General features: G+C 66.9%; 23 protein-coding genes. 5 read left to right on the forward strand and 18 right to left on the reverse strand.

The genetic code is table 11. The features are described 5' to 3' along the window. Window positions 1-201 precede the first annotated feature (201 nt). The 12 genes from CHU93_RS06505 to CHU93_RS17495 form a co-directional block, all read right to left on the reverse strand. Complete coding sequence (locus CHU93_RS06505) at window positions 202-639, reverse strand: PaaI family thioesterase (RefSeq protein ID WP_086115605.1); 438 nt, start codon at window positions 637-639, stop codon at window positions 202-204. Then, window positions 636-1088 (reverse strand): PaaI family thioesterase, encoded by a 453-nt coding sequence (locus CHU93_RS06510; protein WP_094473304.1) that lies wholly within the window; start codon window positions 1086-1088, stop codon window positions 636-638. The genes CHU93_RS06505 and CHU93_RS06510 overlap by 4 nt, the downstream gene beginning before the upstream one ends. Further along, window positions 1085-1495, reverse strand: coding sequence for a SufE family protein (locus tag CHU93_RS06515; RefSeq protein WP_094473305.1), 411 nt, complete (start codon window positions 1493-1495; stop codon window positions 1085-1087). Before CHU93_RS06515 ends, CHU93_RS06510 begins: the two co-directional genes overlap by 4 nt. Before the next feature lie 39 nt (window positions 1496-1534). Further along, on the reverse strand, window positions 1535-1786 hold the full coding sequence (locus CHU93_RS06520) for a hypothetical protein (RefSeq protein ID WP_094473306.1): 252 nt from the start codon (window positions 1784-1786) through the stop codon (window positions 1535-1537). 21 nt (window positions 1787-1807) lie between these two features. Continuing rightward, window positions 1808-2068: a hypothetical protein gene (locus CHU93_RS06525; RefSeq protein ID WP_094473307.1), complete on the reverse strand. Its 261-nt coding sequence runs from the start codon at window positions 2066-2068 to the stop codon at window positions 1808-1810. A gap of 43 nt (window positions 2069-2111) precedes the next feature. After that, window positions 2112-2438 (reverse strand): hypothetical protein, encoded by a 327-nt coding sequence (locus CHU93_RS06530; protein ID WP_207759241.1) that lies wholly within the window; start codon window positions 2436-2438, stop codon window positions 2112-2114. A gap of 11 nt (window positions 2439-2449) precedes the next feature. Then, window positions 2450-2728, reverse strand: a complete 279-nt coding sequence (locus tag CHU93_RS06535; protein WP_094473308.1) for a hypothetical protein — start codon at window positions 2726-2728, stop codon at window positions 2450-2452. Window positions 2729-2738: 10 nt separating this feature from the next. Then, window positions 2739-3119: an envelope stress response membrane protein PspC gene (gene pspC / locus CHU93_RS06540; RefSeq protein ID WP_094473309.1), complete on the reverse strand. Its 381-nt coding sequence runs from the start codon at window positions 3117-3119 to the stop codon at window positions 2739-2741. A 43-nt stretch (window positions 3120-3162) separates the two neighbouring features. Further along, a complete protein-coding gene (locus tag CHU93_RS06545) occupies window positions 3163-3351 on the reverse strand; it encodes a PspC domain-containing protein (protein ID WP_094473310.1) in 189 nt (62 codons plus the stop codon). 24 nt (window positions 3352-3375) lie between these two features. Further along, window positions 3376-3639 (reverse strand): envelope stress response membrane protein PspB, encoded by a 264-nt coding sequence (gene pspB, locus CHU93_RS06550; protein ID WP_094473311.1) that lies wholly within the window; start codon window positions 3637-3639, stop codon window positions 3376-3378. Between the two features lie 3 nt (window positions 3640-3642). Next, on the reverse strand, window positions 3643-4320 hold the full coding sequence (pspA, locus tag CHU93_RS06555; RefSeq protein WP_094473337.1) for a phage shock protein PspA: 678 nt from the start codon (window positions 4318-4320) through the stop codon (window positions 3643-3645). Between the two features lie 110 nt (window positions 4321-4430). After that, the gene (locus tag CHU93_RS17495) at window positions 4431-4568 is read right to left on the reverse strand and encodes a hypothetical protein (RefSeq protein ID WP_165768631.1); all 138 of its coding nucleotides are present in this window, start codon (window positions 4566-4568) and stop codon (window positions 4431-4433) included. A gap of 180 nt (window positions 4569-4748) precedes the next feature. On the opposite strand from CHU93_RS17495, the gene pspF reads away from it, so the two are divergent. Next, on the forward strand, window positions 4749-5786 hold the full coding sequence (gene pspF, locus CHU93_RS06560; protein WP_094473312.1) for a phage shock protein operon transcriptional activator: 1038 nt from the start codon (window positions 4749-4751) through the stop codon (window positions 5784-5786). A gap of 49 nt (window positions 5787-5835) precedes the next feature. Here pspF and CHU93_RS06565 read toward each other — a convergent pair whose 3' ends face one another. Further along, window positions 5836-6459 carry an inner membrane-spanning protein YciB gene (locus tag CHU93_RS06565; RefSeq protein ID WP_165768632.1) on the reverse strand — a complete coding sequence of 208 codons (624 nt, stop codon included), beginning with the start codon at window positions 6457-6459 and terminating at the stop codon, window positions 5836-5838. A gap of 73 nt (window positions 6460-6532) precedes the next feature. On the opposite strand from CHU93_RS06565, the gene ccmA reads away from it, so the two are divergent. The 4 genes from ccmA to CHU93_RS06585 all read left to right on the forward strand — a co-directional run bounded on the left by ccmA (window position 6533) and on the right by CHU93_RS06585 (window position 8661). After that, window positions 6533-7105 carry a heme ABC exporter ATP-binding protein CcmA gene (ccmA, locus tag CHU93_RS06570; RefSeq protein WP_094473314.1) on the forward strand — a complete coding sequence of 191 codons (573 nt, stop codon included), beginning with the start codon at window positions 6533-6535 and terminating at the stop codon, window positions 7103-7105. Continuing rightward, the gene (ccmB, locus tag CHU93_RS06575) at window positions 7105-7731 is read left to right on the forward strand and encodes a heme exporter protein CcmB (RefSeq protein WP_086115619.1); all 627 of its coding nucleotides are present in this window, start codon (window positions 7105-7107) and stop codon (window positions 7729-7731) included. Before ccmA ends, ccmB begins: the two co-directional genes overlap by 1 nt. A gap of 71 nt (window positions 7732-7802) precedes the next feature. After that, on the forward strand, window positions 7803-8306 hold the full coding sequence (locus CHU93_RS06580) for a c-type cytochrome (protein ID WP_086116170.1): 504 nt from the start codon (window positions 7803-7805) through the stop codon (window positions 8304-8306). Window positions 8307-8310: 4 nt separating this feature from the next. Next, on the forward strand, window positions 8311-8661 hold the full coding sequence (locus CHU93_RS06585) for a hypothetical protein (protein WP_094473315.1): 351 nt from the start codon (window positions 8311-8313) through the stop codon (window positions 8659-8661). Here the strand turns inward: CHU93_RS06585 and CHU93_RS06590 are convergent. The 5 genes from CHU93_RS06590 to ppsR form a co-directional block, all read right to left on the reverse strand. Continuing rightward, window positions 8592-9086 (reverse strand): TspO/MBR family protein, encoded by a 495-nt coding sequence (locus CHU93_RS06590; RefSeq protein WP_094473316.1) that lies wholly within the window; start codon window positions 9084-9086, stop codon window positions 8592-8594. The two genes, CHU93_RS06585 and CHU93_RS06590, sit on opposite strands and share 70 nt — an antisense overlap. A gap of 36 nt (window positions 9087-9122) precedes the next feature. Further along, window positions 9123-10370, reverse strand: a complete 1248-nt coding sequence (locus CHU93_RS06595) for a geranylgeranyl diphosphate reductase (RefSeq protein ID WP_165768633.1) — start codon at window positions 10368-10370, stop codon at window positions 9123-9125. Continuing rightward, window positions 10367-11674 carry a BCD family MFS transporter gene (locus CHU93_RS06600; protein ID WP_094473317.1) on the reverse strand — a complete coding sequence of 436 codons (1308 nt, stop codon included), beginning with the start codon at window positions 11672-11674 and terminating at the stop codon, window positions 10367-10369. The genes CHU93_RS06595 and CHU93_RS06600 overlap by 4 nt, the downstream gene beginning before the upstream one ends. Further along, entirely contained in the window at window positions 11674-12591 is a 918-nt protein-coding gene (chlG, locus tag CHU93_RS06605) for a chlorophyll synthase ChlG (protein WP_094473318.1), read from the reverse strand. The genes CHU93_RS06600 and chlG overlap by 1 nt, the downstream gene beginning before the upstream one ends. A gap of 84 nt (window positions 12592-12675) precedes the next feature. After that, window positions 12676-14127: a transcriptional regulator PpsR gene (gene ppsR / locus CHU93_RS06610; protein WP_094473319.1), complete on the reverse strand. Its 1452-nt coding sequence runs from the start codon at window positions 14125-14127 to the stop codon at window positions 12676-12678. Window positions 14128-14129: the final 2 nt, after the last annotated feature.

Here is a 14129-nt window from a genome sequence, read left to right on the forward strand (position 1 = left end):
AGCGCCGTTGCAAGGCCGAGTTTTTCAACACAATCGGGGCGTAACCGGACTCACCTGCCAACAGCGCACCCGAAAACGAACGGGTGCAGGGGCCTCGCCCCTGCCCGCCGGAGGCTCTCTTGCCTTTCTTCAAAGGCCTGATGGGCCCAACTTCAATCATTGTCCCGGACGACGGGCTTTTGGACCGGAACGCAGCCGCGCTTACCGATCCGGCCAGTCCAGCACGAAGTTGATGTGCGCCGCGGTGATCGGTTTGGCGCGGTCACCCTGCCAGGCGCTGGCGTGGACGTTGACGACGCGGCGGCCGAGCTTGGCGATGCTGGCGGCGGCGCGGGTTTCCACCGGGGCGCCTTCGCGCATGAAATCCACCGTGACGGTGACCGGGCGGACGCGCGGCAGCGCCTCCCCTTCCGGCTGGGCGGCGATGACGGTGAGCAGGCCGGCGAGTTCGAGCAGGCCGGAGATGGAGCCGCCGTGGAGCCGGCCGGGCGAGCCAATCAGCGTGTCGGCAAAGGGCATGATCAGCTGCAGTTCGCCGCCAACCCGTTCGAACGAAAGATCAAGCAGGGCGGCATAGGGCAGAAGATCAAGCCGGCCCGACGGCTGGCGCAGCAGGGTGGCGAGCGCGGGGTTGGTCATTGCCAGCCTCCCGCCAGTTTGGACGCGGCAAACATGAAGGTGCCGGCGACATGGGCGATGGGATCGGCCGGATCACCATCATGGGCGAGGCCGCGCACGAAGGCGATCTGGCGCGTCATCCGATAGCATTCGCCGCGCGCCGTCACCGTGGCCTGCGGCTTGGGGCTGCGGACATAATCGGTTCTGAGATCGAGCGTGGCATGGGGTTCGAAGGCGCCGCGGGCCAGCATGGAGGCCATGCCGACACAGGTGTCCATCAGGGTGATGATGGGCCCCGAGGCCCAGATGCCGTGATCGGGATCAACCAGGAACTCGGGCCTGAACGGCAGTTGCAGTTCCACCCAGCGGTCGCCGGCCTGGATGAAGCGCAGGCCCAATTGCTTGTTGTGCGGCACGCGGCCAACGAAGGGCCCCATGAATGCACCCACCTGATCGGCAAAGCTGGTCATGCGCCTTCCCGTGCCAGCGCATCGATGCGGGCGATCATGGAGGCCAGCCCCTGCGTGCGGTTGGAGGAGAGATGCTTCGACAGGCCGAGGCCATCAAGCCGGGCCTTGATGCTGGCGCCATCGATGGCGCTGGCCGGCTGGCCATCGGCGAGCATGAGCACGAGGGCGACGAGGCCCTTGACGATGGCGGCATCACTGTCGGCCGCGAAGTGCAGCACGTCGCCAGCGCGGGTGGGGTGCAGCCAGACCTGGGATGCGCAGCCGCGCACCTTGTTGGCGTCGGTTTTCAGGGCCGGATCCATCGGCGGCAGGGCGGCGCCCAGCGCGATGATCAGGCGATATTTGTCGTCCCAATCGTCGAAGGCTTCGAATTCGGCTTCGACGTCATCGAAAGTGGTGATGGCCATGACCGCAGCCCTTGGGGGCTGGGAAGGGCTGCGGTCAAGTCAGATATCAACACCCGCGGCGATGGCTTCCAGCTTGCGGATGCGTTCCTTGAGGTCGGCCAGGTCGATGCGCTGGCCGATGGCCGGCAGATCGGAATTTTTGGCGGCCGGGCGGGCCTCGATCTCGCGGGTCTTCAGCTTCAGCCAGCCAGACCAGGCCCAGGCAGCCAGGCTGCCGATCATCGCCAGCCCGATGAGGGATGCGGTCGACAGGATCATCAGGCTTTCAGCGGGAGGCACTGACGGGGGCATCTTCAGTCTCCTTGTCTTGGCTTACTTGTCTTTGAGGGATTCGATTTCGTCGGCCAGGCGCTTGGCCGGATCGGTGGCCAGGCGTTCCAGCACGCGGATGCGGTCGTTCAGGCGGGCAACCTCGGCCTGCAGGCGCTGGTTTTCGGCATTGTCTTCGCCGGCGCCGGCCAGTTGCCGCAGCTTGTCCAGCTTACGGTTGTCGCGGTTGCCCATGCGGCCGGACAGCACCCGGCCAATGGTGACGATCAACACGATCATCACCACCATCTCGAACGGATTCATCGTTGGTCCCTCCCATCACCGGCCGGGGGCTGGCCGGTGGTCATCAGTTCAATTGCTTGGTGGCGAGCGCGTCGATTTCGGCGGCCAGCCGGCTGGGTTGATCGGTGGCGATGCGTTCCAGCACGGCCATGCGGTCCTTCAGGCTGCCCAGTTCGGCCTGCAGCTGGGCATTTTCCTCGGAAATCAGCTTGATGCGTTCCATCGCTTCACCGCCGCCGTTGGGATAGAGCGGCTTGCCCCAGCTGTTTTCCAGCGGATAGCCGTTCTTCACCTTCAGCCAGGTGGTGGCCACCCAGCCGACCATGCCGGTGAAAACGGCAATTGCGCCAACGGGGGCAATGGAATTGACGATTTCCGGGTTCAAGGCCATGGATAAGTCCTTCAATTCAATTTCTTGGGTTGATCGCGCAGCGATTCGATCTGCACGGCCAAGCCTTCGTTGCGATCGGTGACGATGCGGTTGAGCACCGCCACACGTTCTTCCAGCACCGCGATGCGATTGGCATATTGGGCGGCCTGTTCGGCGGTTTGCGTGGCGGTGAGCGCCAGCTGTTTTTCCTTCAGATCGGCCCAGCGCCGGAAGCCGGTGAGCAGGATGCCGAAGATCGGGATCGAAACGCCCAGGATCGGGATCAGGGCAAAGATGGCGTTCTCGCTCATGGTCAGCCCCTCAGCGCAGCTTTTCGATTTCGTCGGCCAGTTGGCGGCTCTCGCTGGTCAGGTGATATTCCAGATCGCGCAGGCGGCGATCGGCATCACGGAACTGGGCGTTCACATCGCGCAGCGTGCGCTTGGGGGCGACGCGGACATCGCGCCAGAATTCCACCCGTTCGGGGGCTTCGTCATAGAGCGAATTGGGCTTGGCGTTGGCGATCCAGGCCACCACGAAGTAGGCGGGGATGAGGGCGCCGCCACCCATGACAATGCCGACGGCGAGCGCGGCGCGGACCAGCGTGACATCCCAGCCGAAAAAATCGGCGATGCCAGCGCAGACGCCCAGAAACTTGCCGTTACGCTTGTCGAGATAGAAGCGGGTGCGGCTTTCAGACATGGTGGTGATCCCTGTTGGCCGGAGACGAGGCCGGCGGTTGGATTCAATAGGTGGAGGGCGCGATCAGGCCGATCAGCAGATAGAGGATGATCGGCGACCCGACGCCGAACACGGCAGCGGCGACGAAGGCGATGCGCACCAGGCTGACATCCCAGCCCATGTAGTTGGCGATGCCGGCGCAGACGCCCATCACCTTGCCTTCGGTCTTGTTGACGAGAAACTGGCGGCTCATCTCTTGGCCTCCTTTGGGCCGGGTTCAGCGCAGCTGGCGGCGCTGTTCGGACAGATCAGCGATGCGGCTGTCTTTCCAGTTGGGGTTGTCGGCGGCGACGATGCGCTCGACGGTTTCGATGCGCTGGTCGAGCCGGCGGGCGAGGTCGTGCAGTTCGTCGAGCAGGGCTTCATCCTGGCGGCTGATGCCGGTCTGGCTTTTCCACTTGGTGACATAGTGAAGGATCATGCCGAGCAGGCCGATGAACAGCATGCCGACGACTGCGACGGGAACGATGATATCTTCCACGGATCAACCCTCCGACTTGCCAAGGCGGGCCTTCATGGCTTCAAGCTCGGCATCCACTTCATCATTGCCCTGGAGGGCGGCGAACTCATCGGCGAGGCTGCGGGTGCCGCCGGGGCCGGCGAGGCCCAGCGCATCGGCGCGGCCTTCGGCCATGTCGGCGCGGCGTTCCAGCACCTCGAAGCGGCTGAAGGCTTCCTCCACACGCGGGCCGCGGATCATGTCGCGCAGCTTGGAGCGCTGGGTGGCGCTTTCGATGCGGTTCAGCAGCGCGTTCTGGCGGCTACGGGCTTCGCGCAGCTTGCCTTCCAGCTTGGCGATGTCGGCCTCGTTCAGGGCGAGCGTTTCGTTGAGGAGATCAACCTCGGCCTGGGTAGTGTCGATGAAGGCCTTGGCCTTGTTCTTTTCGACGAGCGCGGCCTTGGCGAGATCCTCGCGGCCCTTCGACAGGGCGAGCTCGGCCTTGTCCTGCCAATCCTGCACGGCCTGTTCGGCCTTGATGATGGCGCGCTTCATTTCCTTCTGATCAGCGATGGTCCGGGCCGCGGACGCGCGCACCTCAACCAGCGTTTCTTCCATCTCCATGATGATCATGCGGATCATCTTGGCCGGGTCTTCGGCCCGGTCGAGAAGGTCGGTCACGTTGGCGGCGATGATGTCGCGGGTTCGCGAAAAAATGCCCATCGGCTTGATCTCCAGAAATTCGAACTTGGCAGCGGTCAGGGTGGCTGGGGCTGGTTCCGGGTTGAGGGGGCGAATCATCGGAACCAGGCTCCCAGCCACCGTATCGAGGCTCACGCCACGATATCGCTGTTCGTGGTCGGCGTCACCATGGCCGGGCCGGTGGCGGCGGCGATGAAGGTGGTGCCGATCAGGAGGGCGGCAAACAGGGCCGTGACGGTGCGGCCGATCTGGGTGAAGTTGGTGGTCATCTTTGGTCTCCTTCGATCTGGTGGGCGGCGGGGGGTGCCGCTCATGCCAGATGTACTGCATGGCCCGTGCCAACTGGATGGCGTGATCCAAGATATTGAAAGAAAACGATTTTAAATTTTACCCGCGTGCAGCATTCCGAAAGACTTGCCAAAACTTGGGAAAAATGCCCAACTCCTCGCATGGCTGCTCCCGCCCAGATGATCGGTTCCAGTTTCAGCTTCCTCGACGCGGTCGAGCAGGCTTCGGCGGCGGCGGCGCTGAACCGGCCGGTGCTGGTGATTGGCGAGCGCGGGACCGGCAAGGAGTTGATCGCCGACCGTCTGCACCGCCTCAGCCCGCGCTGGTCGCAACCGCTGGTGTCGTTGAACTGCGCGGCACTGCCGGAAAATCTGATCGATGCCGAATTGTTCGGTTATGAACCTGGCGCCTTTACCGGGGCGCAGCGGGCGCGGGCCGGGCGGTTCGAGGATGCCGATGGCGGCACACTGTTCCTGGACGAGATCGGCACCTTGTCATCCCAGGCGCAGGAGCGGCTGCTGCGCGTTGTCGAATATGGCGAGCTGTCGCGGCTGGGATCGAACAAGACGGTGAAGGTGGATGTGCGGCTGGTGGGCGCCACCAACGAGGATCTGCCGGCGCTGGTGATGCGCGGGCGGTTCCGGGCCGATTTGCTGGACCGGTTGAGTTTCGAGGTGATCACCCTGCCGCCCTTGCGCGAGAGGGCGGAGGATATCGAGTTGCTGGCCACCCATTTCGCCCGGCGCATGGCCGCCGAACTGGGCTGGCCGCGCTTTCCCGGCTTTTCGCCGCGCGTGCTGGAACAACTGCAGAGCTGGCACTGGCCGGGCAATGTGCGCGAGTTGAAGAATGTGGTGGAGCGGGCGCTGTATCGCTGGGGCGATGCCGAGCGGCCGGTGGGGCAGCTGGTGGTGGACCCGTTCGAATCGCCGTGGCGGCCGGCACCAATGCCCGGCAGCGGTGGAGCGGCCGTGGCGGCACCTGCGCCGGTTGCCGCGCCAGCCGCCGCTGCACCGGCAACGCCACCCGTTGAGGCGGTCAATGATCTGCGCGGCGCGGTGATGGCCTATGAGAAGCAGTTGCTGGAAGCCGCGCTGGAGCGCAACCGTCACAACCAGCGGCGGACGGCGGCGGCGCTGGGCCTGAGCTATGACCAGTTGCGCCATGCCCTGAAGCGGCATGGCCTGATGGGGGAATGAATTTTCCCACCCCCCAGCCCCTCCCGCAAGCGGGAGGGGAGCAGAGCCCTCAATCCAGCTTCAGGCCATGCCTGGTCAGAAGCGGGGTCTGGGCGATGGTGAAGGCGAAGATGGCGACGGTGACGCCCCACACCTTGAAGCTGAGCCAGTCATCATAGGACAGGAACCGGCGCGCGGCTTCGTTGGCGGCAAGCAGGGTGAGGAAGAACAGGGCCCAGTTGCGGGTGAGCAGGCGCCAGCCGCGATCCGTGAGGCCGGGCAGCGCATCGCCCATCACCAGCTGCAGGGTGGGCCGGCCGGTGAGCAGGCCGCCGAACAGCAGCGCCGAGAACACGCCATAGATGATGGTGGGCTTCAGCTGGATGAACGCCTTGTCCTGCAGCCAGATGGTGAGGCCACCGAACAGCACGACGATCACCGTGGTGAAGATCATCGCGGGGGGCAGATGGCGGGTCTTGGCCCAGTGCCACAGCGCCGCCACCAGGCTGGCGATGATGAACACGCCGGTGCCGATCATGGCGCTCGCCATGTCGGCATCGCGCAAACCCGCCAGTTCGCCGCGTTCAAACATCGCCTTGCCAGCCTTGCTGCCGGCAAAGAACAGCAGCAGCGGGCCAAAGTTCACGGCCAGATTGCTGGAGGTGGACAGTTGCGGACGATCGGCAGGGGGCATGTTCCGCGCCATAGCCTGAATTGCCGGGCTTGCCCAGTTGCGGGCGGCAGGGCCGGCGGTTAAGCCTGAACGGGTGAGCGAAGCGCTTGAAATCACCAATCTGGCCTGCCGGCGTGGCGGGCGGATGTTGTTTGAGGGGGTTTCGGCCCGCGTGGCGCCCGGCGGCGCGCTGCTGCTGGTGGGGCCCAATGGCACCGGCAAGTCATCGCTGTTGCGGTTGCTGGCCGGGCTGTTGCCGGCGGCGGCCGGCAGTGTGGCCTTTGCTGGCCGCCGCGCCTTTGCCGGGCACGAGGTGGCGTTGAAACCGCGCCAGAGCCTGGGTGCGGAACTCAGCCACTGGGCGCGGCTGGATGGCGGGCTGGCGCGGCTGCCGGCGGCGCTGGAGGCGATGAACCTGGCGGCGCTGGTGGATGTGCCGTGCCGCATGCTGTCTTCCGGGCAGAAGCGGCGGGCGGCAATTGCCCGGGTGATCGCGGCGGGCGCAGAGCTGTGGCTGCTGGACGAACCGACGGCGGGGCTGGACACGGCGTCGGCCGGGCTGCTGGCGCGCGCGATGGCCGCGCACCGGGCGGCGGGTGGCCTGGTGGTGGCGGCGGTGCACGGCGATATCGGGCTTGATGGCGCTGGTAGCCTGAGGCTGGGCTGATGCTGTGGGCGCTGTTCCGCCGCGATCTGCTGCTGATCGCCCGTTCCCCGGCGATCTGGCTGCCGGTGATGTTCTTCGTGCTGGTGGCGGCGCTGTTCCCCTTTGCCGTGGGGCCGGATGCGCGGCTGCTGGCCCGCATCGCGCCGGGCATCATCTGGGTGGCGGCGCTGCTGGCCAGCCTGTTGCCGGTGGAGACCTTGCTGGCCCCCGATGTGGAGGATGGCAGCATCGATCAGCTGATCGCGCGCGGCATCGCGCTGGAACTGGTGTGCGCCGCCCGCATCGCCGCGCACTGGCTGGGCTTTGCCGTGCCGTTGCTGGCGGCGTTGCCGGTGGCCGGCGTGTTGCTGGGGCTGGATGCGGCGACCGGCCTGCGGCTGGGGTTGGCCTTGCTGCTTGGCACGCCGGCGCTGGCCAGCCTGGCGGTGGTGGCCGCCGCACTGACCGCCGGCCTGAAGGGCGGCGGGGCGCTGGCCGGGCTGATCGTGCTGCCGCTGGCGCTGCCGGTGCTGATCTTTGGGGTGGGCAGCGATGTGGCCGGCGCGTTTCGCTTGTTGGGCGCGGCCAGCCTGGTGGCGCTGGCGGTGGGGCCCTTCGCGGCGGCGGCGGCGTTGAAGCCGGAGTGACCGCCGTTCATTGCCGATCAACATGACATCGTGTTAATGAAACGCAATTTGTTCGCCAGGGAGCCTTGAAGATGCGTGTTCAGACCGTTGCCAGCCTGATCAGCCTGGGCTTGTTGACCGCAGCCTGTGGTGGTGGCGACAAGCCGGCCGAAGCGCCAGCGGCGCCCGCGCCAACGGCCGCAGCGCCGGCGGCCCCTGAAGCGCCTGTTGCACCTGTTGCGCCTGCGGCACCCGCCTCACCGGCGGAGACGGTCAGCCTTGCCAGCCTGACGGGGGATGTTGCCAGGGGCGAGAAGATCTTCGCGCAGTGCAAGGCCTGCCACGTGGCGGAGCCGGGGGTGAACCGGGTGGGGCCGTCGCTGCACGCGGTGGTTGGCCGCAAATCCGGCTCGGTCGCCGGCTTCAACTATAGCCAGGCGAACAGGAACAGCGGCGTCATCTGGAACGAGGAGGTGCTGTTCACCTATCTGGAAGCGCCGCAGAAGTTCATGCCCGGCACCCGCATGGCCTTTGCCGGCCTGAAGCAGCCGCAGGATCGCGCCGACGTCATCGCCTTCCTGAAGACCAAGGCGTGAGGTGATGCGGCGTGCTGCTGTGTCTGGATCGGCCGTGGCTGTGCCGGTGGTGATCCGCCGCCTGTTGCCGATGCTGGCGCCGTTTGTGCTGGCCGCCTGCCAGGAGGTGCGCAAGCCGGCGATTGAAGTGGAGGACACGCCGGCCGAAAATCAGGGGCTGGGCCGGCTGCCCGAAGCCAATGCGCGCTTTACCGATCTGCCGCCGTTGCGCCACCCGACACGGGGTCGTCCGCAAGCGAGACGCCAGCGCCGCCGCCCAAGCGCTGAGCTGGCGTTCGGATCGGCTCAGAATGGGCCGTTCAGTTCGACGATGGCGCGGTTGAGCATGGCGGCGAAGCTGACCCAGGCCCAATAGGGCAACAGCAGCAGCGCCGCCGGGCGCGAGAAGCGCCAGAGCACGAAGCACAAGATGCCGATGCTGCTCCACAGCACGCCCACTTCCAGCGCGGCATAATCCGGCCGGTGCAGGCGGAAGAACAGGAAGCTCCAGAGCAGGTTGAGAAAGCCGTTGAGCGCAAACAGGCCGATGACCGATTCGGCCTGGGACCGGGTGCGTGCCGCCAGCCAGGCGGTGGCGCCCGACATGGTGCACAGGCCGAAGATCAGCGTCCACGCCGGGCCGAACAACCAGGTGGGCGGCGCCCAGTCCGGCTGTTTCAGCGCCATGTACCAGGGGCCGATATCGGTGATGGTGGCGCCAACCGCGGCGGTGAAGCTGGCCGCCACTGCCGCAACCGCGGCGGGCAGCACCCACGCCTGTTCCGACAATCGCGCCATCATGCCTCCCCCTTTTGCCGGCGGGGCGCGGCCGGGGTGTCAGACCTGCGCGCGCTTGCCGGCGGTGTTGCCTTCGCGGATGCCGCCACCCGACAGGATGCCCGTCACCAACTGCACCGAATCCTTCAGGAAGATGCGGACATGGGCAAGCGGTTTCCGCTTGACCAGTTCCTTGTTCATATAGGCTTCCCAGGTCAATTCCTGGATGTCCTTGTCCATGCACAGCTTGACGAATTTCTCGCGCATGGTGTCGGACCGGTACCACCACCATTGCATGATGCCGAGCACGGTGAACACGGTGCCATGGCCCTTCAGGAAGCGCTTGCGGGCCAGCGCCAGTTTGGAGGCATCGCCGGTCTTCAGCGCTTCGGCGGCGGCACGGGCGGCCTCACGCCCGGCGGTCATGGCATAGAAAATGCCTTCGCCGCTGGCAGGCGCCACGGTGCCCGCCGCGTCGCCGGCCACCACGACATCCTTGCCATTGTCCCACTTCTTGCGCGGGCGCAGCGGGATGGGGGCGCCTTCGACCCGCACGGTCTTGCAGGTGTCTTCAGCCATGCCCAGTTCGTCGCGCAGCTTGGCGACGGCCTTTCTGAGTTCAAAGCCCTGCACGGCGCTGCCGGTGCCGATGCTGGTCTTGGAACCGTGCGGGAACACCCAGGCATAGAAATCCGGGCTGTGCTTGCCCTGGTAGAAGACATCGCAGCGATTGCCTTCAAAGCCCTTGAAGCCTTCCGGCGGGCTTTCGACCACCTCGTGATAGGCGGCGACGAAGGGCAGTTTCTCATCGGGCAGGGCGGCGCGGGCAACGGCCGAGTTGCAGCCGTCGCAGCCGATCAGAATCCTGGTCTTCACCTTCACCGGGTCGCTGCCGCGCGGGGCGCCCTTGGGCCGGTAGCAGACGATGGCGGTGCCATCGGCATCACGTTCCAGCGCCTCGAACGTGCCGTCGCGGCGATCGGCGCCGTTCTTCGCGGCACGCGCGCGCAGCCATTCATCGAACACGTCGCGATCGACCATGCCGACCCAGCCGCCTTCGCCCACCGGCATGTCGACCTTGTTGTCCTTGGGGCTGATCATGCGGGCGCTGTTGGCCGTGGTGCAGAGCAGATCCAGCGGAACGTCGAAATCCTTGAGCAGGCGCGGCGGCACGGCGCCGCCGCACGGCTTGATGCGGCCCATGCGATCGAGCAGCATGACCTTGAAACCCTGCAAGGCCAGATCGTTGGCCGCCGTGGCGCCCGACGGGCCGCCGCCCACCACCACCATGTCGAACATCTCGGTCATGCCATTGCCTCCTTCGTGTTCGGCCTGCCCGCCTGGTTTGCCATGCTGTCGTTGAGTTTCAGGGCGATGAGCGCTGCGATGATGAACAGCCCGCCTTCGACCCAGAACACCAGTTCAAAGGCCTGGCCGGTGCTGGCCACCAGCCGGCGCAACGTGTCCACCGCCAGTGCGCCGACAAAGCCGCCAATGCCGAAGGCGGCGGCCTGCGACGCGCCCCACAGGCCCATGCGGATGCCTTCATGGCCCGGCCCGCCGCGCCCGGCGAGTTCCAGCATCGAACCGATGGCGGCGACCGCGAACATGCCGTTTGCAAAGCCGAGCAGGCCGACATTGAGGCTGAGCGGCCAGCCGGGGCCGGCGCGGGCGGCGAGCGCCAGGCTGGCCAGCGCCAGGCCGGAGGCGAGGCAGCCGGCCACGATCCAGCGCTTGAGTTTCAGGCCCTGGCGGCCGCCAAAGGCATGGCCGCCGACGCCGACCAGGATCATGCCGGCCAGCACGCCCTGGTGCTGGACGCCCGACAGGCTGGTGGATTGGCCGGGCGTCATGTTGAAGACGAGGCCGGCGAAGGGCTCGAGGATGAGATCCTGCATCGAATAGGCCAGCATCGAAAAGAAGACGAAGATGCTGAACAGGCGGGTGAGGGGATCGCCCCAGATGGCGGCGATGGCCTCGCCAAAGGGGGCAGCCTCGCGCTTTTCCTCAGCCATCGGCGTGCCTTCGACGCCCCAGACGGCAAGGCAGGTGAGGGTGAAGGCGACCGCCACAACGCCGGCCGCGACCGTCAGCAGCCGTTCCGGTGTGAACGGATCGAGCAGCGCACCGGCGGTGCCGGCCGAAATGACGATGCCGATGATCATCATGATCCAGGTGAGGCTGGCAGCGGCGGGGCGGCGCGCTTCGGCGGTGCGGGTGGCGAGCAGGGCGAGCAGCGAGGTGCCGGCCGCACCGACGCCGATGCCGATCATGGCGTAGGCGAGCACCAGGGCGGCCAGTGCCGGCCCGAACGGGCCACCAAGCTGGGTGGTGGTGAAGGTGGCGAGGAGGCCGCCAGCGCCCAACACCGCCATGCCGCCGATGATCCACGGCGTGCGGCGCCAGCCGGCATCGCTGCCATGGCCCCATTTCGGGCGAGACAGCTGCACGCCATAATGGAAGGCGACCAGTCCGGCCGGCAGCGCGGCGGCGGTGGCATATTCCACCACCATGATGCGGTTGAGCAGGCTGGAGGCCAGCATGACGATGGCGCCCAGCGCGCTCTGGACGAGGCCGAGGCGGGCGATGCCGGCCCAGGAAAGCGGTTGCATCACACGATCACCGACAGACCGAAGGCGGATGTAAGCATGCCCAGCACATAAAGCGTGGTGCCGGTGGCGTTGTAGAAGGGGGCGTTGGCGGCCGGCGCGGCGAGCACGCGCTGCATCAGCACCACCTGCATGCTGAGCGAGAAGGCGACCATGGCGGCGGGCCAGGCGAGGCCCCAGCGGGCGAGCAGGATGATCACCACCACCTGCGGCAGCGCCATGGTCCAGCAGGCGATCTCGGCGGCATTGCGCTCGCCAAGCTGCACCGGCAGGCTGTTGACGCCGGATTGGGCGTCACCCTTCACCGCCTTGAAATCATTCAACACCATGATGCCGTGGGCGCCGAGCGCATACATGCACAGCACCCAGATGATGCGGCTGTCGGGTACGCCGCCGGCCATCACGGCGGCCCCTGTGAACCAGCTGACGCCTTCATAAGCGGCGGCGCAGACGAGGGGGCCGAGCCAGCCTTCGGCCTTGAAGCGCAGCGGCGGCGCCGAATAGGCCCAGGCCATGGCGATGCCGACGATGGTGGCGATGCCGACCACCGGGCCGATGATGAAGCCGATGGCGAGGCTGATGATGCTGCCCATGACAGCGATGTAGAGGCCCCAGCGGCCGGGGATGCGGCCCGACGGGATCGGGCGCTGCGGTTCGTTGATGGCATCGACGTGGCGATCGAACCAGTCGTTGATGGCCTGGCTGTTGCCGCAGACCAGCGGGCCGGCGAGCAGCATGCCGGCGATCAGAAAGCCAACGCGGTCGGCCAGAGGCACGCCCGAGGAGACGACGCCGCACATGAAGGCCCACATTGGCGGAAACCAGGTGACGGGTTTCAACAGCTCGAGCACGGCGCGCGGGCGCGGAAACCCGGTGGCGGGCAGCACGGCTTCGACGCGCGGCGGAGGGACATGTTCCATGCTGTAAACTAGTCTTGACGCCGCCGGGGCGTCAACGCCGCGAGACACTTGGCCCGGCGCGCGCCACCTTTTGCCGCGCCGGGATCAGCTGCCCGAACTGTCGTTGTTGTCGTTGCTGCTGTCGTTGTCGCCCAGGTTGCCGAGGCCGTGGCGGTGCAGCTTGGAATAGAGGCTTTGCCGCGACAGGCCGAGGATTTCGGCGGCCGAGGCGCGGTTGTCGTCGGTGTAGTTGAGCGCCGCCTCGATGCAGAGCCGTTCGATGAGATCGGTGGATTCGCGCACGATGTCCTTCAAGGAGACGCGGCCGACCAGATCGGTGAGCTGGCTCATCGGCAGGGACGCGCCGGCGGCCTGGGCGGCATCGCGGCTGGCCGGGCGGATCGAGAAGCCGTGGCGCAGCTGGCCGATCTCGCCGGAAGACACGGCGGAGACCTCCACCGCCTCGCCATCGCTGCTGGCAGGATCACCGGCACCCGAACGCACGATGGTGGCAAAGCCGCGCACGGTGCCATGATCGCGCAATGCCGTGGTGAGCACGCCCAGATCGATGCCGGGGCGGCCGAGATAGCGGCTGATCGGCTGGCCGACGAGATCGGCGGCGCGGGCGAGGCCAACCAGATCGAGGAAGGCGCCGTTGCCGGCGATGATGTCGAAATTGTCGTCGGTCAGCACGAAGGCATCGGGCATCCGCTCCATGGCGTCGGCCAGCGGCTCACTGGCGGCCGGCGCGGCAAGGTCGAGCGGGGTCAGCCGGATGAGCAGCCGGTTGTCGCGGTCCTGCCGGAACAGGCTGGCGCTCATGGCAAAGCTCTGGCCGCCGGCGAGGCGCAGGCGGGCGGGGTGGCGCTGCTCGCTGGCGGTGAGCGCGCCGAGGACCGCGATGGTGCCATCATGATCGTCCGGGTGGACGAGGGCAGCGAAATTCTGGCCGTCCAGCGCGTGGGCGGTGAGGCCGGTGGCGCGGCGGGCGGCGGCATTGGCCTCCAGCACACGGCGGCTGGCGGCGTCGATGATGAAGATCGGCTCGGCCGCGGTGTCGAACAGCAGGCGGTGGCGGGTTTCCAGCTGGCGCAGGCGCATCGAGTCGCGTTCCATCGCCTGCTGGGCGCGCACCAGGCGCTGCTGCAGGCTGGCGGCGACGCGCTGGTCCCGGGCGATGGCGAGACGGCGGTTGCCGGGCAGCGGCAGGGTGAGCCACTTCATCGGCAGTTCGCCTCCGCTGCCGTGATGATTGGCCTCGCGCCAGCGCGGCGCGATGGCATCGTTCATCAGGGCATCGATCTTGCCCTGGCTGTCGGGCAGGGCGGTGGCGCGCCAATCATCGCCTTCCCAGCCAGCCACTTCGGCCGGATCAATATCGCCGCTGCCAACATGCACCTGATCGATGCGGCCGGCAGCGTTGATCACCAGCACTAGATCGGCGGCAGCGAGCAGGGCAGCCAGCGCACTGTCAGGCCGGCTGGCGACCAGGGCCGCCAGATCAATCGCCCCATCGCTGGGCAGGGCACTGATATTGTTATAATTTCTTGCATCCATGC

Source organism: Sandarakinorhabdus cyanobacteriorum (assembly GCF_002251755.1).
Taxonomy (GTDB): Bacteria; Pseudomonadota; Alphaproteobacteria; order Sphingomonadales; family Sphingomonadaceae; genus Sandarakinorhabdus; species Sandarakinorhabdus cyanobacteriorum.